This window comes from Pseudomonas sp. NPDC090201, assembly GCF_044746825.1.
Taxonomy (GTDB): domain Bacteria; phylum Pseudomonadota; class Gammaproteobacteria; order Pseudomonadales; family Pseudomonadaceae; genus Aquipseudomonas; species Aquipseudomonas putida_AD.
Genome location: NZ_JBIVCX010000009.1, coordinates 34,276 through 60,132 on the forward strand (window position 1 = coordinate 34,276; position 25,857 = coordinate 60,132).

Sequence of the window (25,857 nt, forward strand, 5' to 3'; positions counted from 1 at the left end):
TGTGTTCAGGCGCGGGCCAGGTGCTCTTCCAGGTGCGCCAGCGATTCTTCGCTCTTGAGCACCAGCACATCACTTTCCAGCGAATCGAGGACTACTTCGGCGGTGTTGCCGATCAGCGCGCCGGAAATCCCGGTGCGGCCAACGGTGCCGATCACCGTCACAGCCGCCTGCAAATGATGGGCAGTGAACGGAATCAGCACATCGGCCGGCCCCTCGGCTATGTGCAGGTGAGCGTCGTCGATGCTGAATTCGGTCTGGAAGGCCTTGCACTGCTCGCGGTACTTGCCCTCGATGGTTGAAGACAACTGATACACAGGGTCCGCCGCCGAGAGCATGGGGGAGGGGTGGGCCGTGATGACGTGCAGCTCGCCCTTGGCCACGTCGGCGATGCTGTAGCCGTGCTTGATGATGCTGTAGTGCAGGGCAGTGTGCTCGCCATCGGGATTGCCGACGTCCACCGCCGCCAGGATAGCGCCGCCTTTCCAGGGGCGGTCGGTCTTGACCATCAGCACCGGGCAGGGGCAATAGCGCAACAGTTTCCAGTCGGCAGGCGTCAACAGGGCGCGTTTGAGGGTGCTGTCGGGGAAGTGCTGTTTGATGACCAGGTCCGAGCCTTCCGCTTGCTGGACCTTGACGATGGTCTGGTGAACGCTTTCGTGCCAGTCCTGCTCGGCGGTGACGTTGAAGTCCTCGGCCTGCAGGTCGTGCTTGAGGGTGGTCAGCAACTCGCTGTGGTCACTTTTCTTGTCACAAATCAACAGATGCAGACTGGCCCCGGTTGCGTGGGCGATCAGGCAGGCGCGTCGCATGGCCAGGCTTTCGACCTTGTCGGTTTCGGCACTGGGTTCGATGGCCACCAGAATCCTGCGAATCGATTGCATGAGCTGATCTCCCTTGAATGACGGCACGCTTGTTTCGACCTGACGGGGCGCTGACTGTTCGCTGTATTGACTATAGTTGCCCGCCGCCAATCGAGCTGCACGGCTTTTGCCGCAACTGAGGCTGGTTCTGGGCGTTCAGCCCCGTATAATGCTGCGCCTTGCCCATACCGCCAGTTGTGACCTTATGCAGATGTATCCAGAAATCGACGCTTTCCTGCTGTGCCCCACCCCGGATAGCTGGGTGCAGGCGGCCATGCGCAATCTGGATATCCTGCTGATCGACCATGCGAACAACGAGAAGAAGGCCGCAGGCGCGGCATTCCAGTTCATGTTCCAGTACAACGACAAGTTCGAGCTGCAGGCCAAGATGTCGCGTCTGGCCCGTGAAGAGCTGCGCCATTTCGAGCAGGTCATCAGCATCATCAAGAAGCGTGGCATTCCCATGGCCAACATCAGTTCGGCCCGCTATGCAGGTTCGTTGCGCAAACTGGTGCGCAATCACAACCCCTACCGCCTGACCGATGCGCTGATCGTCGGCGCCATCGTCGAGGCGCGCTCCTGCGAACGGTTCAGGGCGCTGGTTCCACACCTGGACGAGGACCTGGCCAAGTTCTACGCCAGCTTGCTCAAGTCCGAGGCGCGGCATTTCCAGGATTACCTCAAGCTCGCCTATCTCTATGGCGATGAAGCGGATGTCGACGCCAAGATCGAAGAAGTCCGCCTGGCCGAGCGCGAGCTGATCGAAAGCCCCGATGAGGATTTCCGCTTTCATAGCGGTGTGCCTGCCTGAGGTTTCCTTTTTCTGTAGCAGCACGGCTTGCCGGCGGGAGCGGTGTGTCTGTGACGAAATAATCGTCTGACACACCGCCCCCGCCGGCAAGCCGTGCTGCTACGGGCGCACATCTCTCCCTTCCTTGCATCTGGCGAACCACGTTCGTCCGGAACTCTGCATCTTAAAAATTGTTTCATTGTGTGTTTGCTGCCTAGGCAGTAATATCTGATCCATTCACTGCCTAGGCAGATAATTGGTGACTATCAATGGCTCATTTCACTCCCGAGACGTTCCAGACCAGCCTGCTTGGCATGCTGATCGGCCGCGCTGACTTGTTGAAGAACCGCATTCTGGACAAGCACCTCGAACCCCACGGCCTGACTGCGCAGCAGTTCAAGGTGCTGGTGATCGTGGCGCTGTATGACGCAGAAACCCCGGCCGACCTGTGCCGGGCGTTGTGTCTGGACAGCGGTTCGATGACGCGCATGCTCGACAGGCTGGAACAGAAAGACCTGCTGGTGCGCACCCGTTCCGAGGCGGACCGCCGCCAGGTGCGGTTGGTGCTGACCGACTCGGGCAAGGAAATTGCCGATCTGCTGTCCGAGATAGGTGCCAAGGCGATGAACGAGATGGTCGGTGTCCTGGAAGACAGCGAGCTGGCCATGCTGGAGAAGCTGCTCACCAAGGTACTGGTGGCTGCAGCCGATCCGATCACTATTGCCCGGATTGCCGCACGATGAACATTGCCCTCAAGCAAGGCACGGCGTTGCGAACGTCGTTGAGCCTGGTATTTGTCGCACTGGTACTGGCCGGTTGCGCCAACTCCAAAGGCCTGAACACCGAAGGCGTCGGGATCGATGCCAACAGCCTGCAGGCTTCGCAAAGCCTCAAAGGCGTCACCCTGTCGCCGGCCGCCTGGCCACGACGCGACTGGTGGACCAGCCTGGGCGATCCGCAACTCGACGGCATGATTGTCGAGGCCCTGCGCGACAGCCCGGACATGCAGATCGCCGCCGCCCGCACCCACCAGGCCACGGCTGCGGCCTATGGCGCCGACGCCGCGCGCATGCCAACCGTCGATGCCAGCGCCAGCGTAAGCCGCTCGCGCCTGGCCAAGGATCAGGATCCGCTGGGGCAGGGCGGTCGCTACAGCACCCTGCGTAGCCTGGGCGCCAGCTTTAATTACACCTTCGACCTGTGGGGTGGGCAGCGTGCTGCCTGGGAAGCCGCGTTGGGCCAGGCCCGCGCCAGCGAAATCGACCAGCGCGCCGCGCAGTTGACCCTCGCCGCCGATGTCGCCCGCGCCTACAGTGATCTGGGCCAGGCCTACATCGTCCGCGATCTGGCCGCCGAAGACCTCAAGCGTACCCGTCAGTTGCTGGAACTGGGCGCCCGCCGCTTCAAGTCCGGCATCGACAGCGAATACCAGTACCAGCAGACCCAGAGCCTGGAAGCGGGCTCCCGTGAGTCGCTGGTGGATGCGGAAAAACGCCTGCGTTCGGCCAAGATCACCCTGGCCGTGCTGATGGGCAAAGGCCCGGACCGCGGCGAAGAACTGGCAAGACCTTCGGTGCTGAGACCCGCGGTGGTGCAATTGCCATCCGTGGTGCCTGCCGAGTTGCTCGGTCGTCGCCCGGATCTGGTGGCTGCGCGCTGGCGAGTCGAGGCGGCCAGCAAGGACATCGTCGCCAGCAAGACCAACTTCTATCCGAACCTGAACCTCAGTGCATCGGCGGGAGTCGAGTCTCTGCTGGGCGATGCGATGTTCGGTTCGGCCAGCCGCTTCTTCAATGTAGCGCCGACCGTCTCGTTGCCGATCTTCGATGGCGGCCGTCGTCGCGCCGACCTGGATGCGCGGAATGCCGACTACGACCTGGCGGTCGCGCAGTACAACAAGAGTCTGGTGCGTGCCCTGGGCGATGTCAGCGACAACATCGGCCAGCTGCATTCGATCAGCGGTCAGATCGACGCGCGCCAGCAAGCCACCGACGTGATTCAGAAGTCCTACGACACGGTGGTCACGCGCTATTCATCGGGAATCGGCAACTACCTCGATGTGCTGAGCGTCGAGCAGCAACTGCTGCAATCGCAACGCCAACTGGCTGATCTCAACGCGGAACGAATCGATCTTTCGATCCAGTTGATGCAGGCCCTGGGGGGAGGCTTCGAAGAGAGCAAGCCCGGCGAAAACGCCGCCCCAGCTGTCCCGTCAACTGCTTCGCTGACTCATTAAGGTACTCGTCATGGCCACTGCCACTAGCGAAAACAACGCAACAAACGAAGCTTCGGCGCAAAAGGCTGCGCCAGGCCAGCCGCAGAAGAACCCGCGCAAGCGCAAGATCCTGATGTTCGGTCTGCTGATCGTCGTGATTCTGGGCGGTCTTGGCGTCTGGGGCTGGTACGAGGTCTACGGCCAATGGAACGAAAGCACGGACGATGCCTACGTCAACGGCAACGTGGTGGAAATCACCCCGCAAGTGACCGGCACCGTGGTGAGCATTGGCGCCGATGATGGCGATCTGGTCCGTGAAGGCCAGGTGCTGGTGCAGTTCGACCCCAACGACGCCGAAGTCGCGCTGCAAAGCGCCGAGGCCAATCTGGGCAAGGTGGTGCGTCAGGTTCGCGGTCTGTACAGCAGCGTGGACGGCATCAAGGCACAACTGGCGGCCCAGCGCGCCGAAGTGCAGAAGGCTCAGGACAACTACAACCGTCGGCGCAACCTCGCGGCGGGCGGGGCGATTTCCCAGGAAGAGCTGTCCCACGCCAAGGATGACCTGACCAGCGCGCAGAACGCCCTGAACAACATCCAGCAGCAATTGGTCACCAGCACGGCATTGATCGATGACACTCAGGTGTCGTCGCACCCGGATGTGAAGGCCGCCGCCGCGCAACTGCGCCAGGCCTACCTGAACAGCGCGCGCAGCACCCTGATCGCGCCGGTCACCGGCTATGTCGCCAAGCGCACCGTGCAACTGGGCCAGCGCGTTCAGCCAGGCACTGCGCTGATGGCGGTGATTCCGCTGGATCAGTTGTGGATCGACGCCAACTTCAAGGAAACCCAGTTGGGCAAGATGCGCATCGGCCAGCCGGTGGACATCGAGGCTGACCTGTATGGCAGCGACGTGAAGTTCAGCGGCACCGTCGACAGCGTCGGCGCCGGCACCGGCAGCGCGTTCGCCCTGCTGCCTGCGCAGAACGCCACGGGTAACTGGATCAAGATCGTGCAGCGGGTGCCGGTGCGGATTCATATCAACCCTGAGGAGTTGGCGAAGAATCCGCTGCGAATCGGCCTGTCCACCGTGGTCGATGTGAATCTGCACGACCAGAGCGGCCCGGTGCTGGCGCAACAGCCACCCAAGCAGGCGTCGTTCACCACTGACGTCTACACCAGGCAACTGGCCGATGCCGACACGCTGATTGCGCGCCTGATCCACGAGAACAGCGCCCAGGCCGCGGGCAAGACCGTACAGCGTTAAGTCGCCTGTCCCCCTGCGCCGGCCTTCGGGCTGGCGCATCTTTCGAGTGTCAAAGGATTCGCGATGAGTAACAACGCTCCCGCTTCTTTTACGCCGCCAAGCCTGTTGTTGACCACCATCGGCCTGTCGCTGGCGACTTTCATGCAGGTGCTCGACACCACCATTGCCAACGTCGCGCTGCCGACGATTTCCGGCAACCTGGGCGTGAGTTCCGAGCAGGGCACCTGGGTCATCACCTCGTTTGCGGTGAGTAACGCCATCGCCTTGCCGCTGACCGGCTGGCTGAGCCGCCGCTTTGGTGAGGTGAAGCTGTTCATATGGGCCACGGTGCTGTTCGTGCTGGCCTCGTTCCTCTGTGGTATCTCGACCTCGATGCCGGAACTGGTGGGCTTTCGTGTGCTGCAGGGCGTGGTCGCCGGCCCCTTGTACCCGATGACCCAGACGCTGCTGATTGCCGTCTATCCCCCGGCGAAAAGGGGGATGGCACTGGCACTGCTGGCGATGGTGACGGTTGTGGCGCCGATTGCGGGGCCGATTCTCGGCGGCTGGATCACCGACAGTTACACCTGGCCGTGGATTTTCTTCATCAACGTGCCGATCGGTCTGTTCGCAGCCTTCGTGGTGCGCACGCAAATGGCCGCAAGGCCGGTGACCACCAGCCGCCAACCGATGGACTACGTGGGGCTGATAACGCTGATCATTGGCGTGGGCGCCTTGCAGATCGTGCTCGACAAGGGCAACGACCTGGACTGGTTCTCGTCGAACTTCATCATCATCGGCACGGTGATTTCGGTGATTGGCCTGGCGGCGTTCATCATCTGGGAGATGACCGACGAGCATCCGGTGGTCAACCTGCGCCTGTTCAGCTTCCGTAACTTCAGGGTCGGGACGATCTGTCTGGTGCTGGGCTACGCCGGGTTCTTCGGCATCAACCTGATCCTGCCGCAGTGGTTGCAGACGCAGATGGGCTATACGCCGACCTACGCGGGGCTTGCGGTGGCGCCAATCGGGATCTTGCCGGTGCTGATGTCGCCGTTTGTCGGTAAATATGCCAACAAGGTCGATCTGCGGCTGCTTGCTGGGCTTGCGTTTCTGGCCATCGGCACGAGTTGTTTCATGCGTTCGAATTTCACCAGTCAGGTGGATTTCGAGCACATCGCGCTGGTGCAGCTGTTCATGGGGGCAGGGGTTGCGCTGTTCTTCATGCCGACCTTGAGCATCCTGCTGTCGGACCTGCCGCCGTCGCAAATCGCCGACGGCTCGGGACTGGCGACCTTCCTGCGTAACCTCGGGGGTAGTTTCGCGGCCTCGTTGACCACCTGGATCTGGATCCGCCGGGCCAACGTGCACCACGCGTACCTGAGCGAAAACGTGAACACCTATGAGTCCACGACGCGCCAGGCCCTGGACACTCTGGGCGGGGCGAGTACCCAGGCCTATGCCCGGCTCGACAGCATGGTGACCAGCCAGGCCTACATGATGTCCACGGTGGATTATTTCTACATGCTGGGGTGGATGTTTCTGGTGCTGATCCTGATCGTCTGGCTGGCCAAACCGCCGTTTGCCGCCAAGGCAGGGCCCGGGGCAGGGCATTGATGAACCAGCCATTGTAGGAGAGCGTATACCGCACAATATTCGCCAGCCGCCGACCTTCTGTAGGAGTGAGCTTGCTCGCGATAGCGTTTCGTCACTCACCCTCGATGCGACAGATCCACCGCCATCGCGAGCAAGCTCACTCCTACAGGTGCTGTGGACGCTGCGAAAGGGTGGTCTGGCCCTGACCCGCTGTAGGAGCGCGCTTGCCCGCGACGGCGGCGTGTCAGACACATCTTTGTTGCAGGTGACGCTGTCGCGGGCAAGCGCGCTCCTACAGTGGCGTGTGGTCAGTCGGGTGTATGTCCGATTGCCACCGGTTGCTCGGGCACAAACCCGAACGAGCCGAGTTGGAAGCCGTGCTCATCGATTTGCAACGCCCAGCCTTCGCGGTCCCAGTCCCCCAATACAATTCGTTGCGCAGTGTCGTCGCCGATCTGCAGCTTGTGAATCGCCGGGCGGTGGGTGTGGCCGTGGATCAGGGTTTTCACGCCATGCTCGGACATGATCCGTGGCACTTCTTCAGGCGTGACATCCACGATGTCGTTGGCTTTCATGCGGGTCTGCGCGCGGCTTTCGCTGCGCAGCTTGCGCGCCAGCTTGTGCCGGGTGCTCAAGGGCAGGTGGCGCAGTACCCATAAAGTCAGTGGATTGCGCAGGTAACGGCGCAAACGCATGTAGGCTTCGTCGCGGGTGCACAGGCTGTCGCCGTGCATCAACAACACCGGCTCACCGTTGAACTCGACCACGCTCGGGTCTTTCAACAGGGTGACGCCTGCGGCCTTGCAAAAGGCCTTGCCGATCAGAAAATCGCGATTGCCGTGCATCAGGAACACCTGCGTGCCGCTGTCGCTCAAGGCGCGCAGGGCTTCGCAGATCGAGCGCTGGAAGGGCGACATCGCGTCATCGCCGATCCAGGCTTCGAAAAAATCCCCGAGGATATACAGCGACTGGGCGGCGCGCGCCCGGTCACTCAGCAGATCCAGAAACGCCCGGGTAATGTCCGGGCGTCCTTCTTCCAGATGCAGATCGGAGATCAGCAGTATCACTCAACGATCTCTGCTTTCTCGATGACGACGTCTTCAGCCGGTACGTCCTGGTGGCCAGCCTTGGAGGTGGTGGCAACGCCCTTGATCTTGTCGACCACGTCCGAGCCTTCGACCACTTCACCGAACACGGCGTAGCCCCAGCCCTGGACGGTCTTGCCGCTGTGGTTCAGGAAGCTGTTGTCGGCGACGTTGATGAAGAATTGCGCGGAGGCCGAATGCGGCTCCATGGTGCGGGCCATGGCAACCGAGTACTTCTTGTTCGGCAGGCCGTTGTCGGCTTCGTTCTGGATGCTTGGGCGCTTGTCTTTCTTCTCTTTCATGCCTGGCTCGAAACCGCCGCCCTGGATCATGAAGTTGCCGATGACGCGGTGGAATACGGTGTTGCTGTAGTGGCCAGCGTTAACGTATTCGATGAAGTTGGCGACAGTGATCGGCGCTTTTTCTGCGTTCAGTTGCAGGACGATGTCACCGTGGTTGGTGGAAAGTTTTACTTTGGACATGTTCAAGGTCACTCTTTTGGAATTCGTGGTTTGACGTGCCAATCGCCGCATGCAGCACAAAAAGTGCCGGCGATTTCACCCGGACGCGCAGTCTACAGAGGCTAGCGGAACAAGCAAAAGCTGCCATTGCCTGTAACACTCGCTCACCAATGGGTATCGCGCAGTGCAGTTTTCTCACAGCACGCTGTCAGGGGCTTGACAGGTTCGGCTATGATAAGCGCTTTGATTTATTCGGCCTACCCTGGCCGCGACTGTCAGGTTTTCAAGGATCCTATGAGCAAGCCCACTCAAGACGCTGCTGCCAACACCAAGGCAGGCCCTGCTATCCCTACCAACTTCCTGCGCCCGATCGTGCAGGCAGACCTGGATTCGGGCAAGCACACCAAGATCGTGACCCGTTTCCCGCCGGAGCCCAACGGCTACCTGCACATCGGTCATGCCAAGTCGATCTGCGTCAACTTTGGTCTGGCTCAGGAATTCGGTGGCGTCACGCACCTGCGTTTCGACGACACCAACCCGGCCAAGGAAGACCAGGAATACATCGACGCCATCGAAAGCGACGTCAAATGGCTGGGCTTCGAGTGGTCCGGCGAAGTGCGTTACGCGTCGCAGTATTTCGACCAGCTGTTCGACTGGGCTGTCGAGCTGATCAAGTCCGGCAAGGCCTACGTTGACGACCTGACCCCGGAACAGGCCCGCGAATACCGCGGCACACTGACCGAGCCTGGCAAGAACAGCCCGTTCCGTGACCGTTCGGTCGAGGAAAACCTGGACCTGTTCAACCGCATGAAGGCCGGCGAGTACGAAGACGGCGCCCGCGTGCTGCGCGCCAAGATCGACATGGCCTCGCCGAACATGAACCTGCGCGACCCGATCCTGTACCGCATTCGCCACGCCCATCACCACCAGACCGGCGACAAGTGGTGCATCTACCCGATCTACGACTTCACCCACGGTCAGTCGGACGCCATCGAAGGCATCACCCACTCGATCTGCACCCTGGAATTCGAAAGCCACCGTCCGCTGTACGACTGGTTCCTCGATAACCTGCCGGTGCCGTGCAAGCCGCGCCAGTACGAGTTCTCGCGCCTGAACCTGAACTACACCATCACCAGCAAGCGCAAGCTCAAGCAACTGGTCGATGAAAAGCACGTCAACGGCTGGGACGATCCGCGCATGTCGACGCTGTCGGGCTTCCGCCGTCGCGGCTACACCCCGGCCTCGATCCGCAACTTCTGCGAAATGATCGGCACCAACCGTTCCGACGGCGTGGTCGATTTCGGCATGCTCGAGTTCAGCATCCGTCAGGACCTGGACGCCAACGCCCCGCGCGCCATGTGCGTGCTGCGTCCACTCAAGGTAGTGATCACCAACTACCCCGAAGACAAGGTCGACCACCTCGAACTGCCGCGTCATCCGCAGCACGAGCAACTGGGCGTGCGCAAGCTGCCGTTCTCCCGTGAAATCTACATCGACCGCGATGACTTCATGGAAGAGCCGCCAAAAGGCTACAAGCGTCTGGAGCCGGGTGGCGAAGTGCGCCTGCGTGGCAGCTACGTGATCCGTGCCGACGAAGCGATCAAAGACGCCGACGGCAATATCGTCGAATTGCGCTGCTCCTATGACCCGGACACCTTGGGCAAGAACCCTGAAGGCCGCAAGGTCAAGGGCGTTGTGCACTGGGTCCCGGCTGCTGAAAGCATCGAATGCGAAGTGCGTCTGTATGACCGCCTGTTCCTCTCCGCGAACCCGGAGAAGGCAGAAGAGGGCAAGACCTTCCTGGACAACATCAACCCGGGGTCCTTGCAGGTCCTGACCGGTTGTCGGGCCGAACCGTCGTTGGCTGAAGCTGCGCCGGAAGACCGTTTCCAGTTCGAACGCGAAGGTTATTTCTGCGCGGACATCAAGGACTCGAAACCAGGTCGCCCGGTGTTCAACCGGACTGTGACGCTCCGCGATTCGTGGAGCTAAGGTAAGTAACGTGCTCTCTATCTACAACACGCTCACCAAGAGCAAAGAAACCTTCAAGCCGCTGGATGGCAACAAGGTGCGCATGTACGTCTGCGGCATGACCGTGTACGACTACTGCCACCTGGGCCATGGCCGCAGCATGGTGGCCTTCGACCTGGTCACCCGTTGGCTGCGTTTCAGCGGCTACGACCTGACCTACGTGCGCAACATCACCGACATCGACGACAAGATCATCAATCGCGCCCGTGAAAACGGCGAAGCGTTCGATGCCCTGACCGCGCGCATGATCGACGCGATGCACGAGGACGAAGCGCGCCTGAACATCCTCAAGCCGGACCTTGAGCCGCGTGCCACGGATCACATCCCTGGCATGCTGAGCATGATCCAGACCCTGATCGACAAGGGCTTCGCCTACGCGCCGGGCAATGGCGACGTGTATTACCGCGTCGCCAGGTTCATGGGTTACGGCAAGCTGTCGCGCAAGAAGATCGAAGATTTGCGCATCGGTGCGCGGATCGAGGTCGACGAAGCGAAAGAAGATCCGCTGGATTTCGTACTGTGGAAAGGCGTCAAACCGGGCGAACCGAGCTGGGAATCCCCGTGGGGCGCTGGCCGTCCGGGCTGGCACATCGAGTGCTCGGTGATGTCTACCTGCTGCCTGGGCGAGACTTTCGACATTCACGGTGGCGGTTCCGACCTGGAATTCCCGCACCACGAAAACGAAATCGCCCAGAGCGAGGCGGCCACCGGCAAGACCTACGCCAATGCCTGGATGCATTGCGGCATGATTCGCATCAATGGCGAGAAGATGTCCAAGTCCTTGAACAACTTCTTCACCATTCGCGACGTGCTGGCTAAGTACCATCCGGAAGTGGTGCGTTACCTGCTGGTGTCGAGCCACTACCGCAGCGCAATCAACTATTCCGAAGACAGCCTGAAAGAGTCCAAGGGCGCGCTGGAGCGTTTCTACCACGCACTCAAGAGCCTGCCGTTGTCCGAGCCGGTTGGTGGCGAAGCTTATGTCGAGCGTTTCTCGGCGGCGATGGACGATGACTTCGGCACGCCCGAAGCCTGTGCGGTGCTGTTCGAGATGGTCCGTGAGATCAACCGCCTGCGTGACAGCGATGTCGATGCAGCGGCGGGGCTGGCGGCGCGTTTGAAGCAACTGGCCAGCGTGCTGGGTGTGTTGCAGCTCGAAGCCGATGACTTCTTGCGTGCTGGTGCCGAAGGTCGTGTGGATGCCGCAGAAGTGGAAGCGCTGATCGCGGCGCGTCTGCAGGCCCGCACCGACAAGAACTGGGCCGAATCGGACCGCATCCGCGACCAGCTCACCGCCATGGGCGTGGTGCTGGAAGACAGCAAGGGCGCAACGACCTGGCGTTTGGCGGATTGATCGCTAGCGCCTGGACGCTATCGCTGTAGGAGAGCGCTTGCCCGCGACGGCGGTGTGTCAGGCGCATCTTTATCGCAGGCCCGACGCCATCGCGGGCAAGCGCGCTCCTACAGGATTGATGGCCGACGCGAGATCGTCGTCCGCCACCGATCCGCTGTAGGAGCGCGCTTGCCCGCGACAGCGTCGGCTCCGGCAACACAAATCCACAATCAGAAACCCTGTTCGCGCAACCGCTTGTACAAGGTATTGCGACTCACCCCCAGCCTCTTGGCCAGCTGCGAAATATTCCCCCCGGCGGCCTGCAACAGTTCGTTCAACTCTTCCGGCGTATCCAGAACAGCCTTGCGATTGAAGGCCATCTCCGGTTCGCTGCCCGCACTTTCCATCTCCAGATCCGCAAGCTCCAGATCGGCAAAGAAGTCCTCCGGCAGATGCTCGGTGCCAATCGGCAAATCATCCGCCAGCGCCAGCGCCACCTGAATCACGTTGCTCAACTGCCTCAGGTTCCCCGGCCATGGATGACGCTCGAACAACGCCAGCACCCCAGCCTCGAAGCCGGCGTTCTGCTGCGGTTCACGGTGTTGCTCCCAGATCGCCCGCACCAACTGCGCCTTGTCCGTGCGTTCGCGCAGCGGTGGCAATTCCAGGTTCAAGCCGCTGATGCGGTAGTACAAATCCTGACGAAACAGCCCGCTCTGCACCTGTTCGCGCAACGAGCAGTGCGTGGCGGAGATGACCCGGATATCCACCGGATACTGCTCGCTGCTGCCCAATGGCTGCACGCAACGCTCTTGCAGCACCCGCAGCAGACGCGCCTGAACTGCAAGCGGCATGTCGCCGATTTCGTCGAGGAACAGCGTGCCTTTGTCGGCCTTGCGAATCAGGCCGACGCTGCCTTTATGGTGGGCGCCGGTGAACGCTCCCTTTTCGTAGCCGAACAATTCGGCTTCCACCAGCTCCGACGGGATCGCCGCACAGTTCACCGCGATCAGCGGCTGGTCGGCGCGGGAGCTGGCCTGGTGCAGGGTCTTGACGAACACTTCCTTGCCGGCGCCGGTCTCGCCAAGAATCAACAGCGGGACGTTCTTCTCCAACAGCCGCTGGGCCTGACGCGCAGCCTTGGCCACTTTCTCATCGCCGAAGCTCAGGGCGGCTAGACCTTGGGTGTCCGCAACCTCTGCCTTGGCAGGCGTCGGCACGCTGCGCAGCTTGAGCACCGGCGCTTTCGGCCGCCGCAACAGGCCGTGGAAACGGTTATGCCCGGCGGCCTGTAGCGCGAAGGGCTGGCCTTCCTGCTGGTCGAGCAAATGGGCAATCGGCGCCTTGAACAGGTCCTCGATATTTGCTCGCAGCAGGCTCACGCCCAACAGATTGTCGGCGCGGCGGTTGGCACACAGGATGCGCCCGCTCTCGTCAAACACGAGTAAACCGGCCCACTGGCTGTCGAGGTTGTTCAGGCCCGTGTTGAAGGTCAACTGGAAATAGCCGTGCTGGAACTGGTCGAGGATCAGCCGGTTCTCGATGGTCTGGCTCATCATCTTGACCATCCCCAAGGTGTGGGACGGCGGCAGGAAGCTGTCACTGGACACATCGAGCACCGCGATCATCCGCCGTGAGGCATCGAAGATCGGCGCTGCCGAGCCGGTCATGAAGCGGTTGGCCTTCAGGAAGTGTTCATCGTGCTCAATGTGAACAGCTTGTTCGCAGGCCAGCGCCGTGCCGATGGCATTGGTGCCCACCCCTTGCTCCAGCCAACTGGCCCCGGCGACGAAGCCACGTTGCTGATCGGGTTCGACGAAGCGCTTGGTGCCCCAGGAATCGAGCACCTGGCCTTGCTGATCGGCCAGCAGTATCAGGCAGTTGGAGTTGCTCAGGATGTTCTCGTAGAAGGGCAGGACCTGCTGGTGGGTGGTCTGCACCAGCGAGTGGTGGCGCGCCAGCAGTTGGGAGACCTGCTGTTCAGGCAGTCGGTCGAACGCCGGCCGGGACTGATGATCCAGGCCGAATTCGCGGCAGCGGGCCCAGGAGTCCCGAATGATGGTGTCGTGAGCGGTGGATGCGCCTGTAGCGGCCATGGTCGAGCTCCGTCCTGTTGCTTTTATTGTTTTTGGGGTACGGCTGGGGCCAAGCATCCGTGCTCGAAGCGTTCACCCATTGTTGTTCAGATGTGTTCAAAGTCAATGTTCATTTTGTTCAGGTGTTCAGTCTTTCCTGTTCACTTATGTTCATCAACGAATGTGCTATGACTCGCCAATTTGTCTCGATCGCTCTAGTTGGCGGGTTGTGGCGCAGGGTTCGCAAGCGAAGGCCGGTTGGCACGATTGTCGCTATCCAACAAACGGTCGCTGAACATTACGACCAACTGCAACACCCCGAACAAGACAAATAAAAAGGGCACGCCATGTCTCTCACGCTTGAGCACGTCAGCCGAGCCGTCGACGGTCAGAACTGGATCATTGATGCGTCGCTTAGCTTTGAACCCGGCTCATTCAACGTATTGCTGGGGCGCACCTTATCAGGCAAGACCAGCCTGATGCGCTTGATGGCCGGTCTGGACAAGCCAGACAGCGGCCGAGTACTGATGAATGGCAAAGATGTCACCCAGGTAGCGGTGCGCCATCGCAACGTCTCCATGGTTTACCAGCAGTTCATCAACTACCCGAGCATGACCGTTTTCGACAACATCGCCTCGCCGCTGCGCCAGGCCAAGATGTCCAAAGACGAAATCGACAGCCGTGTGCGGGAAACCGCGAAGATGCTGCGTATCGAGAAATTCCTCAGCCGCTACCCCCTCGAACTCTCCGGCGGCCAGCAGCAGCGCACGGCCATGGCCCGGGCGCTGGTCAAGGACGCCGAGCTGATCCTGTTCGACGAGCCGCTGGTCAACCTCGACTACAAATTGCGTGAAGAGCTGCGCCAGGAAATGCGCCAGCTGTTCGAGACCCGCAACACCATCGCGGTCTACGCCACCACCGAGCCCAACGAGGCACTGGCCCTGGGCGGGACCACGACGATTCTTCACGAAGGCCGGCTGATCCAGAGCGGCAGGACCCCCGAGGTCTATCACCAGCCGAAAACCGTGCTGGCCGCCGAGCTGTTCTCCGAGCCGCCGATCAACCTGATGCCGGGCCGCATCGACGGCAATGAAGTGAGCTTCGCCAACTTCGTGCATTTCCCGCTCAACGTCGATTTGCGCAACATCGGCGACGGTGAGTACAAGTTCGGCGTTCGCCCCAGCCACCTGAGCCTGGTGCCGTCCAATGACGACGATCTGGAACTGGCGGTGACCGTGGAGCTGGCGGAAATCAGCGGCTCGGAAACCTTCCTGCACGTGCGCAACGAGCATTTCTCGCTGGTGCTGCACCTGCCGGGCGTCCACGAATACGACGTCGATACGCCGATTCGCGTGTATATCCCCACTCACAAACTGTTCGTATTCGATCAGCAGGGCGGCCTAATCCAGGCGCCGGGCCTGCGCATGGCGAGGGTTGCCTGATGGCCGAGATCCGCTTGCAACAACTCGCGCACAGCTACAGCGCCAACCCCGCAGGGCCTGAAGACTATGCCATTCGCGAGATGACCCACATCTGGGAGCAGGGCGGGGCCTATGCCTTGCTCGGCCCGTCCGGCTGCGGCAAGTCGACCCTGCTCAATATCATTTCCGGCCTGCTCAGCCCGTCCGAAGGCAAGGTGATGTTCGACACCACGGTGGTCAACGACATGTCGCCGGAGCAGCGCAACATCGCCCAGGTGTTCCAGTTCCCGGTGGTCTACGACACCATGACGGTGTACGACAACCTCGCTTTTCCCCTGCGAAATCAGGGCATGGCCGAAGCGAAGATTCAGGCCAAGGTGCAGGAAATTGCCGACGTACTGGACCTGCAACCGCTGCTGAAAAAGAAAGCCAAGGGCCTCACCGCCGACGAGAAACAAAAGGTCTCCATGGGCCGCGGGCTGGTGCGTGACGATGTGTCGGCGATCCTGTTCGACGAGCCGCTGACCGTGATCGACCCGCACCTGAAGTGGAAACTGCGGCGCAAGCTCAAGCAGATCCACGAGCAATTCAATATCACCATGGTCTACGTCACCCACGATCAACTGGAGGCTTCGACCTTCGCCGACAAGATCGCGGTGATGTACGGCGGCCAGATCGTGCAGTTCGGCACCCCGCGCGAGCTGTTCGAAAAACCCCATCACACTTTTGTCGGCTACTTCATCGGCAGTCCGGGGATGAACCTGATCGAGGTCAAGCCCGAGGCAGGCGGTGTGGGCTTCGGCGGCATTCACCTGCCGCTGTCGCAAGCCTTGCAGCAACGTCTGGCTGAAACCAGATGGACCACGCTGAAAGTCGGCATCCGGCCCGAGTTCGTGCACGTCTGGGACGGTCCGTTCGACGATGCCATGTGCGCCGACGTGACCTACGTCGAGGACCTGGGCACCTACAAGATTCTTACCCTGAACCTGGCTGGCCAGTCATTGAAAGTCCGCCTGCAGGAAGACAAGCCGGTGCCGCAAGGCCAGGCCTGGATCAGCTTCCCGGCCCAGTGGCTGATGCTCTACGCCGATGAATTTCTGCTGGAAGCCGCCGAGCACGTGCCGGCCAGCGAGGTGCCCCATGAGTAAGGTGCAGAACAACAAGGCCTGGTGGCTGGTGCTGCCGGTGTTCCTGCTGGTGGCGTTCAGCGCCATCATCCCGATGATGACCGTGGTCAACTATTCGGTGCAGGACATTTTCGATCAGTCCAGCCGCTACTTCGTCGGCGCTGACTGGTTCAAGCAGGTGCTGCAGGACCCGCGTCTGCACGACTCGCTGCTGCGTCAGTTCATCTATTCGGCGTGCGTGCTGCTGATCGAGATCCCGCTGGGCATCGCCATCGCCCTGACCATGCCGACCAGGGGCCGCTGGTCCTCGGTGTGCCTGATCGTGATGACCATTCCGCTGCTGATCCCCTTCAACGTGGTCGGCACCATCTGGCAGATCTTCGGCCGTGGCGACATCGGCCTGCTGGGCTGGTTTCTCAACAACGTGCTGCACATCAGCTACAACTACGCGGCCAATGCCTCGGATGCCTGGGTGACGGTGCTGATCATCGACGTCTGGCACTGGACCTCACTGGTGGCGCTGCTGTGCTACTCGGGCCTGCGTGCCATTCCGGATGTGTACTACCAGGCGGCGCGTATTGATCGGGCCTCCAACTGGGCGGTTTTCCGACACATCCAGTTGCCGAAGATGAAGAGCGTGCTGCTGATCGCCGTCATGCTGCGCTTCATGGACAGCTTCATGATCTACACCGAGCCGTTCGTGCTCACCGGTGGCGGGCCGGGCAACTCCACGACTTTCCTCAGCCAGACCCTGACCACCATGGCCCTGGGGCAATTCGACCTGGGCCCGGCGGCGGCATTCTCGCTGGTGTACTTCCTGATCATTCTGTTGGTGTCGTGGGTGTTCTACACCGCCATGACCCACGGCGAAAAAGACTGAGGAGCGGCCCATGAATCTTCGTAAAGTCGTGCCGTTGTGGATCTACCTGCTGTTCCTGCTGGTGCCGATCTACTGGCTGGTGAACATGTCCTTCAAGACCAACACCGAAATCCTCGGCGGTCTGACGCTGTTTCCGCAGGACTTCACTCTCGCGAACTACAAGGTGATCTTCACCGACGAGAGCTGGTACAGCGGCTACATCAACTCGCTGTACTACGTTTGCCTGAATACCCTGATATCGCTGAGTGTGGCGCTGCCTGCCGCTTATGCGTTTTCACGCTATCGTTTCCTCGGTGACAAGCACCTGTTCTTCTGGTTGCTGACCAACCGCATGGCGCCGCCTGCGGTGTTCCTGCTGCCGTTTTTCCAGTTGTATTCGTCCATCGGCCTGTTCGACACCCACATTGCCGTCGCGTTGGCGCACTGCCTGTTCAACGTGCCATTGGCGGTGTGGATTCTGGAAGGCTTCATGTCCGGTGTTCCGAAGGAGATCGACGAAACGGCCTACATCGACGGGTATAGCTTTCCCAAGTTCTTCGGGAAGATTTTCATCCCGCTGATTGGCTCGGGAATCGGTGTGACGGCGTTTTTCTGCTTCATGTTCTCGTGGGTCGAACTGTTGCTGGCGCGGACCCTGACGTCGGTCAACGCCAAGCCGATTGCGGCGGTGATGACCCGCACGGTGTCGGCATCGGGGATCGACTGGGGCGTGCTGGCGGCAGCGGGGGTGTTGACCATCCTGCCGGGCATGCTGGTGATCTGGTTCGTTCGCAATCACGTGGTCAAGGGTTTTGCCCTTGGTCGTGTCTGAGGAGTCGAAAAAATGGAGTGGATGTCCTGGACACTGCCGACCGCAATCTTCTTCGGTTCCATCGCTGCCATCCTGGTGGCGATGACCGTCTGGGAGCTGCGCTCGGCGAGCATCGAACGTCGCGGTTTCCTGCCGATTGCCACCACCCGTGGCGACCGGCTGTTCATCGGTCTTCTCGGCAGCGCCTACCTGCATCTGCTGGTCATTGGCGCGACCGACTGGAGCATCTGGGTCGCCTCGGGGCTGTCCCTGGTCTGGCTGTTGGTGGTGATGCGTTGGGGTTGAAAGGAAATGAATGAACACTTGTAGGAGCGCGCTTGCCCGCGAATGCGGTGTGTCAGTCGACATATTGTTCGCAGGCAGATCGCATTCGCGGGCAAGCGCGCTCCTACAACGCAAAGGCAAAGCGGGAATACATAAGAATCAACACTGGAGGTGTCTATGTTCAATAAGAAAAACAAGCTGCGACATAGTGTGACGGTAGCGACGATGGTAATGCTCAGCGGCTTGAGCGTGTCGGCCTGGGCGGATCAGTACGAAGACGCGGCCAAGAAGTGGGCGGCCAGCGAGTTCAAGCCGACGACCCTGTCCGACGCTGACCAGCTCAAGGAACTGGAGTGGTTCATCAAGGCCGCCGAGCCGTTCCGTGGCATGGACATCAAGGTGGTTTCCGAAACCTTGACCACCCACGAATACGAGTCGAAAACCCTGGCCAAGGCCTTCACCGAAATCACCGGCATCAAAGTGACCCACGACCTGCTGCAGGAAGGTGACGTCATCGAGAAGCTGCAAACCGCAATGCAGTCGGACAAGAGCATCTACGACGGCTGGGTCAACGACTCCGACCTTATCGGTACCCATTTCCGCTACGGCAAGGCGCTGTCTCTGACAGACCTGATGGCAAGCCCGGAAGGCGCGAAAGTCACTTCTCCTACATTGGATATCAAGGACTTCATCGGCACCTCCTTCACCACCTCGCCTGAGGTGAAGGACGCATCGGGCAAGGTCATCACCCCGGCCAAGCTGTACCAGCTGCCTGACCAGCAGTTCGCCAACCTGTACTGGTTCCGCGCCGACTGGTTCGAACGCGCTGACCTCAAAGAGAAGTTCAAGGCCAAGTACGGCTACGAGCTGGGCGTTCCGGTGAACTGGTCGGCCTATGAAGACATCGCCAAGTTCTTCAGCGAAGACGTCAAGGAAATCGACGGCAAGAAAGTCTATGGCCACATGGACTACGGCAAGAAAGACCCGTCACTGGGCTGGCGCTTCACCGACGCCTGGTTCTCCATGGCCGGTAGCGGCGACAAGGGCCTGCCCAACGGCTTGCCAGTGGACGAGTGGGGTATTCGCGTTGAAGCCTGCCATCCGGTCGGCTCCAGCATCACCCGTGGTGGCGACACCAACGGCCCGGCTGCCGTTTACGCGACTCAGAAATACATCGACTGGCTGAAAGCCTACGCGCCACCAGAGGCGGCGGGCATGACCTTCTCCGAGTCCGGTCCGGTGCCTTCGCAGGGTAACGTTGCGCAACAGATTTTCTGGTACACCGCATTCACCGCTGACATGACCAAGCCTGGCCTGCCGGTGATGAACGCCGATGGCACGCCCAAATGGCGGATGGCGCCGTCGCCGAAAGGGCCGTACTGGAAAGAAGGCATGAAGCTGGGCTACCAGGACGTGGGTTCGTGGACCTTCCTCAAGTCTTCCGACGAGAAAAAACGTCTGGCGGCCTGGCTCTATGCTCAGTTCGTGACGTCCAAGTCGGTATCGCTGAAAAAAACCATCGTCGGCCTGACGCCGATTCGCGAGTCGGACATCAACTCCAAGGAAATGACCGCCCTGGCGCCGAAGCTCGGTGGCCTGGTGGAGTTCTATCGCAGCCCGGCCCGCGTGCAGTGGTCGCCGACTGGCACCAACGTTCCGGACTACCCGAAACTGGCGCAGCTGTGGTGGAGCCACGTGGCTGAGGCGGTCACCGGCGAGAAATCCGCGCAAGCGGCGCTGGACGGCCTGGCCAAGGATCAGGACGCGATCATGACCCGGATCGAGCGCTCCAAGGTTCAGGATGCCAGCGGTTGCGCACCGAAGATGAACCCGGAAACCTCGGCTGAAGAGTGGTACACCAAGGCCGAGAAGAGCAACGGCGCCTTCCTGGCACCACAACGCAAACTGGCCAACGAGAAACCGAAGGGCGAAACCATCGCCTACGCGGACCTGCTGAAAAGCTGGGAAGCTGCGAAGAAGTAACCTGTGATGGCATAAAAAACGGCACCTTCGGGTGCCGTTTTTTTATGCGCCGATACCACGTGCCACTCAGGCCCTGTAGGAGTGAGCTTGCTCGCGATCGCGGTGGCATATCCTGAATCACGTTTGGCTGACCCACCGCAATCGCGGGCAAGCGCGCTCCTACGTAGGATAAGTACGCCGCAGATCATTCGGCTGGGACAAATCGTTGTAGGAGCGCGCTTGCCCGCGACGGCGTCGTGTCAGTCGGCATTGGGGTGACTGATCACCCGCAATCGCGAGCAAGCTCACTCCTACAGGGGCGAGTTACGACTCAAAAAAAACGGCACCCGAAGGTGCCGTTTTTCATTGCCGTGCCGGTTCGATCAACCGTGCAGCGTTTCCGCCGCATACAAGGTGTTCTCCAGCAGGCACGCACGGGTCATCGGGCCGACGCCACCCGGAACCGGCGTGATCCAGCCGGCGCGGGGCAGGGCGGTCTCGTAGACCACGTCGCCTACCAGCTTGCCGTCGTCCTGGCGGTTGATGCCCACGTCGATGACGATGGCGCCTTCCTTGATCCACTCGCCCTTGACCAGTCCAGGCTTGCCGGCGGCGACCACCACCAGGTCCGCACGGCCGACGTGGCCGGCCAGATCCTGGGTGAAGCGATGGGTCACGGTCACGGTGCAACCGGCCAGCAGCAACTCCATGGCCATTGGACGACCGACGATGTTGGACGCACCCACCACCACCGCATCCTTGCCATACAGATCGACGCCGGTGCTTTCCAGCAGGGTCATTATGCCTTTCGGGGTGCAGGGACGCAGCAGCGGAATGCGCTGGGCCAGGCGGCCGACGTTATAAGGGTGGAAACCGTCGACGTCCTTGTCCGGACGAATGCGCTCCAGCAGTGGCGAGGAGTCCAGGTGCTCGGGCAGCGGCAGTTGCAGCAGGATGCCGTCGATGGCCGGATCGTCGTTCAGCCGGTCAATCAGATCGGTCAGTTCTGTCTGGGTGGTTTCGCTGGGCAGGTCGTAGGCTTGCGAAATGAAGCCGACCTCTTCGCAGTCTTTGCGTTTGTGCGAGACGTAAACCTGAGAGGCGGGGTCGCTGCCGACCAGAATCACCGCAAGCCCGGGCGTGCGCAGCCCTTGTTCGCGACGCTCGGCGACTCGTTGGGCGATCTGCTGGCGCAGGTTGGCTGCGATCGCTTTACCGTCTATTAGTTTTGCAGTCATTACGCGTGATTAACCATCGGAAGGGAGGGAAAAAGAGCGCGCATTCTCGCATGACCTGACGCATGGGCAAAGGCGGTTGGTCTGCTTAATAAGCTAAGCCCTTTAATTAACTGAATTTTTTTCAAAAAAGTGTTGACGACCTTCAGGGTCGTCTATAAGATTCGTCGCACTTGTCGGGCACAACCCCACACAGGACAAGCCGCTAGCGGTGAGTCAGGTCGAAAGGTTGATTAAGTCAGGTAGAGTTCAGATCTGCTCAGCGTGATTGAAGACTCTTTATTTGTAGTCGAAAGAGTACAAATAAACCAAGCGCCCGTAGCTCAGCTGGATAGAGCATCCGCCTTCTAAGCGGATGGTCGCAGGTTCGAGTCCTGCCGGGTGCGCCAATCAGGCAGCTTTGGCACAAGTAGGTTACAACGCAATATGGTGGGCGTAGCTCAGTTGGTAGAGCACAGGATTGTGACTCCTGTTGTCGTGGGTTCGATCCCCATCGTCCACCCCATATTCGAAAAGGCGCCAGATGCATAATCTGGCGCCTTTGCTTTAAGCGCTTCAAAACGCGGACGTGGTGGAATTGGTAGACACACTGGATTTAGGTTCCAGCGCCGCGAGGCGTAAGAGTTCGAGTCTCTTCGTCCGCACCAGCTACAAACCTTGAGAAGAGCCAAATGCCTTCCCGAGGCTCGAAAAGCCGCCTTAGTGCGGCTTTTTTTGTTTCAGCGTATTGGTTTCATGCCGATTCCCGCCGCTATCCCGGTCGGCGGCGGGCGTCTGCACAGTGTTTCCAGGGACTGGATCGATATTCGGTCGTGCCTCGCTTCCTTTATATAGAGGGCGCGCAAGGTGCGTTCCAGACCGCTTGCGACGCTGCAAGTCTTCGTCCATTCGTTCCTGGCAGCATTGCCCTGTGTTTACCCTCTTTGAGTAGGGTGACTTCTTGAGTTTGACCCACTAGAATGCTTGCCCTTGATTCTAGGGTCGGACAACGGCCGGCTAACGTCTGTGCAACGAGGAATATCCATGCAAGTTTCTGTTGAAAACACTACTGCTCTCGAGCGCCGCATGAGCATCACCGTGCCGGCTGAGCGTATCGAAAGCCAGGTCAACAAGCGTCTGCAGCAGACTGCCCAGAAGGCCAAGATCCCAGGCTTCCGCCCAGGCAAAGTGCCAATGAGCGTGATCCGTCAGCGTTACGAAGCTGACGCTCGTCAGGAAGCGGTAGGCGATGTCATCCAGTCTTCCTTCTACGAAGCCGTAGTCGAGCAGAAGCTGAACCCGGCTGGCGCACCTTCCGTCGAGCCAAAAACCATCGAGAAAGGCAAGGACCTCGAGTACGTCGCTACTTTCGAAGTGTTCCCTGAATTCTCCGTTGCCGGTTTCGAGTCCATTTCCGTCGAGCGCCTGTCCGCTGACGTCGCCGACTCGGACCTGGACAACATGCTGGAAATCCTGCGCAAGCAGAACGTTCGTTTCGAAGCCGCCGACCGCGCTGCTGCAAATGAAGACCAGCTGAACATCGACTTCGTCGGCAAGATCGACGGCGAAGCCTTCGCTGGCGGCTCGGCTACTGGCACTCAGCTGGTACTGGGCTCGGGCCGCATGATCCCTGGCTTCGAAGACGGCCTGGTTGGCGCCAAGGCTGGTGAAGAGCGCGTTCTGAACCTGACCTTCCCAGAGGACTATCAGAACCTGGAACTGGCTGGCAAGACCGCCGAGTTCACCGTCACCGTCAACACCGTGTCGGCACCGACCCTGCCTGAGCTGAACGAAGCGTTCTTCAACCAGTTCGGCATCAAGGAAGCGACCCTGGAAGGTTTCCGCACCGAAGTTCGCAAGAACATGGAGCGCGAGCTGCGTCAGGCCATCAAGTCCAAGGTCAAGAACCAGGTAATGGACGGCCTGCTGGCTGCCAACCCGATCGAAGTGCCAAAAGCCCTGCTGGAAAACGAAGTGAACCGTCTGCGCGTTCAGGCCGTTCAACAGTTCGGTGGCAACATCAAGCCTGACCAACTGCCGGCCGAGCTGTTCGAAGAACAAGCCAAGCGTCGCGTCGAGCTGGGCCTGATCGTTGCTGAAGTGGTCAAGCAGTTCGACCTCAAGCCTGACGAAGCTCGCGTTCGCGAACTGATCCAGGAAATGGCTTCCGCCTACCAGGAGCCTGAGCAGGTCGTGGCCTGGTACTACAAAAACGAACAGCAGATGAACGAAGTGCGTTCGGTTGTGCTGGAAGAGCAAGTTGTGGATACTGTTTTGCAGAAAGCGAGCGTGACCGACAAAGCGGTCTCGTACGAAGAAGCAGTCAAGCCGGTAGAAGCTCCAAAAGCCGACTGATTTCCTCTCTCGTTCGAAAACACCATAAGCCAGCCTTCGTGCTGGCTTATGCGTATTCAAGACATGACTATTTGGGAGTGAATGCGAGACATGTCCCGCAATTCTTATATTCAGCAGAACTCTGACATCCAGGCCGCTGGCGGCCTGGTCCCGATGGTTATCGAGCAGTCCGCCCGTGGCGAACGCGCCTATGACATCTACTCCCGCCTGCTCAAGGAACGCGTGATCTTCCTGGTAGGTCCGGTTGAAGACTACATGGCCAACCTGATCTCGGCGCAATTGCTGTTCCTGGAAGCCGAGAACCCGGACAAGGATATCCATCTCTACATCAACTCCCCAGGTGGTTCGGTGACCGCTGGCATGGCGATCTACGACACCATGCAGTTCATCAAGCCCGACGTGTCGACCACCGTCATGGGGCAGGCCTGCAGCATGGGCGCGTTCCTGCTGGCAGGTGGTGCGAAGGGCAAGCGTTTTGCCCTGCCCAATTCCCGCGTGATGATTCACCAGCCACTGGGCGGTTTCCAGGGCCAGGCGTCGGACATCGACATTCATGCCAAGGAAATTCTGTACATTCGCCAGCGCCTGAACGAACTGCTGGCGCACCACACCGGTCAATCGCTTGAAGCCATCGAGCGTGACACCAACCGCGACAATTTCATGAGCGCCGAGCGCGCTGCTGAATACGGTCTGGTGGACTCGGTGCTCGACAAGCGTCAAATGATCAAATGATTGCTTGATAGGCAGTAAATCCCGGGTGGCGTGCACGTGCGTGCCACCTGCGGACTTGAAAAAGCCCGCAATTGCCTTCATCTTGTGTTGCAAGCCTACCGGATTGGATCGATCGAATGACTGACACCCGCAACGGCGAGGACAACGGCAAACTGCTTTATTGCTCCTTCTGCGGCAAAAGCCAGCATGAAGTGCGCAAATTGATTGCCGGCCCCTCGGTATTTATCTGTGACGAGTGCGTCGACCTGTGCAATGACATCATCCGCGAGGAGGTGCAGGAAGCACAGGCAGAAAGCAGCGCGCATAAATTGCCATCGCCTAAAGAAATCAGCGGCATCCTTGACCAGTACGTCATCGGTCAGGAGCGTGCCAAGAAGGTTCTCGCAGTAGCGGTGTACAACCACTACAAGCGCCTGAACCAGCGCGACAAGAAAAATGACGACGTTGAACTGGGCAAGAGCAACATCCTCCTGATCGGGCCTACCGGCTCGGGCAAGACCCTGCTCGCGGAAACGCTGGCACGTTTGCTCAACGTACCGTTCACCATCGCCGACGCCACCACCCTGACCGAAGCCGGTTATGTGGGTGAGGACGTGGAAAACATCATCCAGAAGCTGTTGCAGAAATGCGATTACGATGTCGAGAAGGCCCAGATGGGTATTGTCTACATCGACGAAATCGACAAGATTTCGCGCAAATCCGACAACCCTTCGATTACCCGCGACGTGTCCGGCGAAGGCGTGCAACAGGCCTTGCTGAAACTGATCGAGGGTACCGTGGCTTCGGTTCCGCCCCAGGGCGGTCGCAAGCACCCACAGCAGGAATTTCTGCAAGTGGACACGCGCAACATCCTGTTCATCTGCGGCGGTGCGTTCTCGGGCCTTGAAAAGGTCATCCAGAACCGCTCCACCAAAGGCGGCATCGGTTTCAACGCCGAAGTGCGCAGCAAGGAAGAGGGCAAGAAGGTTGGCGAATCCCTGCGTGAAGTCGAGCCTGACGATCTGGTCAAGTTCGGTCTGATCCCGGAATTCGTGGGCCGTCTGCCAGTACTGGCAACGCTCGACGAGCTGGACGAAGCTGCGCTGATGCAGATTCTGACCGAGCCGAAGAACGCGCTGACCAAGCAGTACGCCAAGTTGTTCGAAATGGAAGGCGTGGACCTTGAGTTCCGCACCGATGCGCTGAAATCTGTTGCCCGTCGCGCGCTGGAGCGCAAGACCGGTGCCCGTGGCCTGCGTTCCATCCTCGAGGGCGTGTTGCTCGACACCATGTATGAAATCCCGTCGCAGACCGACGTGAGCAAAGTGGTGATCGACGAAAGCGTGATCGAAGGGACTTCCAAGCCGCTGTTGATCTACGAAAACAGCGAGCCACCTGCCAAGGCGGCTCCCGACGCGTAACC

General features: G+C 60.1%; 21 protein-coding genes and 3 tRNA genes. 19 read left to right on the forward strand and 5 right to left on the reverse strand.

Annotated elements, in window-relative coordinates:
- Positions 1 to 5 precede the first annotated feature (5 nt).
- Positions 6 to 881, reverse strand: a complete 876-nt coding sequence (locus ACIPOO_RS20665; RefSeq protein ID WP_400609462.1) for a universal stress protein — start codon at positions 879 to 881, stop codon at positions 6 to 8.
- Between the two features lie 184 nt (positions 882 to 1,065).
- Here ACIPOO_RS20665 and ACIPOO_RS20670 point away from each other — a divergent pair, with 184 nt between their 5' ends.
- The 5 genes from ACIPOO_RS20670 to ACIPOO_RS20690 all read left to right on the forward strand — a co-directional run bounded on the left by ACIPOO_RS20670 (position 1,066) and on the right by ACIPOO_RS20690 (position 6,725).
- The gene (locus ACIPOO_RS20670) at positions 1,066 to 1,671 is read left to right on the forward strand and encodes a tRNA-(ms[2]io[6]A)-hydroxylase (RefSeq protein ID WP_274135029.1); all 606 of its coding nucleotides are present in this window, start codon (positions 1,066 to 1,068) and stop codon (positions 1,669 to 1,671) included.
- 248 nt (positions 1,672 to 1,919) lie between these two features.
- Entirely contained in the window at positions 1,920 to 2,393 is a 474-nt protein-coding gene (locus ACIPOO_RS20675; protein WP_274135028.1) for a MarR family winged helix-turn-helix transcriptional regulator, read from the forward strand.
- Positions 2,390 to 3,886, forward strand: a complete 1,497-nt coding sequence (locus ACIPOO_RS20680) for an efflux transporter outer membrane subunit (RefSeq protein ID WP_400609465.1) — start codon at positions 2,390 to 2,392, stop codon at positions 3,884 to 3,886. The genes ACIPOO_RS20675 and ACIPOO_RS20680 overlap by 4 nt, the downstream gene beginning before the upstream one ends.
- 10 nt (positions 3,887 to 3,896) lie before the next feature.
- On the forward strand, positions 3,897 to 5,129 hold the full coding sequence (locus tag ACIPOO_RS20685; RefSeq protein ID WP_400609467.1) for an efflux RND transporter periplasmic adaptor subunit: 1,233 nt from the start codon (positions 3,897 to 3,899) through the stop codon (positions 5,127 to 5,129).
- Positions 5,130 to 5,192: 63 nt separating this feature from the next.
- Positions 5,193 to 6,725 (forward strand): DHA2 family efflux MFS transporter permease subunit, encoded by a 1,533-nt coding sequence (locus ACIPOO_RS20690; RefSeq protein ID WP_400609469.1) that lies wholly within the window; start codon positions 5,193 to 5,195, stop codon positions 6,723 to 6,725.
- Between the two features lie 287 nt (positions 6,726 to 7,012).
- Here the strand turns inward: ACIPOO_RS20690 and lpxH are convergent, their stop codons facing one another.
- Both lpxH and ACIPOO_RS20700 read right to left on the reverse strand, forming a co-directional pair.
- The gene (lpxH, locus tag ACIPOO_RS20695; RefSeq protein WP_400609471.1) at positions 7,013 to 7,771 is read right to left on the reverse strand and encodes a UDP-2,3-diacylglucosamine diphosphatase; all 759 of its coding nucleotides are present in this window, start codon (positions 7,769 to 7,771) and stop codon (positions 7,013 to 7,015) included.
- Positions 7,768 to 8,271 carry a peptidylprolyl isomerase gene (locus ACIPOO_RS20700; protein WP_400609473.1) on the reverse strand — a complete coding sequence of 168 codons (504 nt, stop codon included), beginning with the start codon at positions 8,269 to 8,271 and terminating at the stop codon, positions 7,768 to 7,770. Before ACIPOO_RS20700 ends, lpxH begins: the two co-directional genes overlap by 4 nt.
- A 273-nt stretch (positions 8,272 to 8,544) precedes the next feature.
- Here ACIPOO_RS20700 and ACIPOO_RS20705 point away from each other — a divergent pair, with 273 nt between their 5' ends.
- Positions 8,545 to 10,242 carry a glutamine--tRNA ligase/YqeY domain fusion protein gene (locus ACIPOO_RS20705; protein ID WP_400609475.1) on the forward strand — a complete coding sequence of 566 codons (1,698 nt, stop codon included), beginning with the start codon at positions 8,545 to 8,547 and terminating at the stop codon, positions 10,240 to 10,242.
- A gap of 10 nt (positions 10,243 to 10,252) precedes the next feature.
- Positions 10,253 to 11,635: a cysteine--tRNA ligase gene (gene cysS / locus ACIPOO_RS20710; RefSeq protein ID WP_400609477.1), complete on the forward strand. Its 1,383-nt coding sequence runs from the start codon at positions 10,253 to 10,255 to the stop codon at positions 11,633 to 11,635.
- 209 nt (positions 11,636 to 11,844) lie between these two features.
- Here cysS and ACIPOO_RS20715 read toward each other — a convergent pair whose 3' ends face one another.
- The gene (locus ACIPOO_RS20715) at positions 11,845 to 13,710 is read right to left on the reverse strand and encodes a sigma-54-dependent Fis family transcriptional regulator (protein WP_400609479.1); all 1,866 of its coding nucleotides are present in this window, start codon (positions 13,708 to 13,710) and stop codon (positions 11,845 to 11,847) included.
- A gap of 326 nt (positions 13,711 to 14,036) precedes the next feature.
- Between ACIPOO_RS20715 and ACIPOO_RS20720 the strand changes: the two genes are divergently transcribed.
- The 6 genes from ACIPOO_RS20720 (at position 14,037) to ACIPOO_RS20745 (ending at position 20,175) form a co-directional block, all read left to right on the forward strand.
- Positions 14,037 to 15,131 carry an ABC transporter ATP-binding protein gene (locus tag ACIPOO_RS20720; protein WP_400609481.1) on the forward strand — a complete coding sequence of 365 codons (1,095 nt, stop codon included), beginning with the start codon at positions 14,037 to 14,039 and terminating at the stop codon, positions 15,129 to 15,131.
- A complete protein-coding gene (locus ACIPOO_RS20725) occupies positions 15,131 to 16,258 on the forward strand; it encodes an ABC transporter ATP-binding protein (protein ID WP_274135017.1) in 1,128 nt (375 codons plus the stop codon). The genes ACIPOO_RS20720 and ACIPOO_RS20725 overlap by 1 nt, the downstream gene beginning before the upstream one ends.
- Positions 16,251 to 17,117 carry a carbohydrate ABC transporter permease gene (locus tag ACIPOO_RS20730; protein ID WP_400609483.1) on the forward strand — a complete coding sequence of 289 codons (867 nt, stop codon included), beginning with the start codon at positions 16,251 to 16,253 and terminating at the stop codon, positions 17,115 to 17,117. The genes ACIPOO_RS20725 and ACIPOO_RS20730 overlap by 8 nt, the downstream gene beginning before the upstream one ends.
- 10 nt (positions 17,118 to 17,127) lie before the next feature.
- Positions 17,128 to 17,928, forward strand: coding sequence for a carbohydrate ABC transporter permease (locus ACIPOO_RS20735; protein ID WP_274135015.1), 801 nt, complete (start codon positions 17,128 to 17,130; stop codon positions 17,926 to 17,928).
- 12 nt (positions 17,929 to 17,940) lie between these two features.
- Positions 17,941 to 18,213 carry a DUF2160 domain-containing protein gene (locus tag ACIPOO_RS20740; protein ID WP_274135013.1) on the forward strand — a complete coding sequence of 91 codons (273 nt, stop codon included), beginning with the start codon at positions 17,941 to 17,943 and terminating at the stop codon, positions 18,211 to 18,213.
- A gap of 156 nt (positions 18,214 to 18,369) precedes the next feature.
- Positions 18,370 to 20,175: an ABC transporter substrate-binding protein gene (locus tag ACIPOO_RS20745; protein WP_274135012.1), complete on the forward strand. Its 1,806-nt coding sequence runs from the start codon at positions 18,370 to 18,372 to the stop codon at positions 20,173 to 20,175.
- Between the two features lie 362 nt (positions 20,176 to 20,537).
- Here the strand turns inward: ACIPOO_RS20745 and folD are convergent, their stop codons facing one another.
- Positions 20,538 to 21,392: a bifunctional methylenetetrahydrofolate dehydrogenase/methenyltetrahydrofolate cyclohydrolase FolD gene (gene folD / locus ACIPOO_RS20750; RefSeq protein ID WP_274135010.1), complete on the reverse strand. Its 855-nt coding sequence runs from the start codon at positions 21,390 to 21,392 to the stop codon at positions 20,538 to 20,540.
- Positions 21,393 to 21,701: 309 nt separating this feature from the next.
- Between folD and ACIPOO_RS20755 the strand changes: the two genes are divergently transcribed.
- From ACIPOO_RS20755 to clpX, 6 genes are all read left to right on the forward strand, one after another.
- A tRNA-Arg gene (locus ACIPOO_RS20755) sits at positions 21,702 to 21,778 on the forward strand.
- A gap of 40 nt (positions 21,779 to 21,818) precedes the next feature.
- Positions 21,819 to 21,894, forward strand: a tRNA-His gene (locus ACIPOO_RS20760).
- A 57-nt stretch (positions 21,895 to 21,951) separates the two neighbouring features.
- A tRNA-Leu gene (locus ACIPOO_RS20765) sits at positions 21,952 to 22,036 on the forward strand.
- A 376-nt stretch (positions 22,037 to 22,412) separates the two neighbouring features.
- Entirely contained in the window at positions 22,413 to 23,723 is a 1,311-nt protein-coding gene (gene tig, locus ACIPOO_RS20770) for a trigger factor (protein ID WP_400609487.1), read from the forward strand.
- A gap of 90 nt (positions 23,724 to 23,813) precedes the next feature.
- Positions 23,814 to 24,455 (forward strand): ATP-dependent Clp endopeptidase proteolytic subunit ClpP, encoded by a 642-nt coding sequence (clpP, locus tag ACIPOO_RS20775; protein WP_274135006.1) that lies wholly within the window; start codon positions 23,814 to 23,816, stop codon positions 24,453 to 24,455.
- Between the two features lie 116 nt (positions 24,456 to 24,571).
- Positions 24,572 to 25,855, forward strand: coding sequence for an ATP-dependent Clp protease ATP-binding subunit ClpX (clpX, locus tag ACIPOO_RS20780; protein WP_081568662.1), 1,284 nt, complete (start codon positions 24,572 to 24,574; stop codon positions 25,853 to 25,855).
- The last annotated feature ends 2 nt before the right edge of the window (positions 25,856 to 25,857 follow it).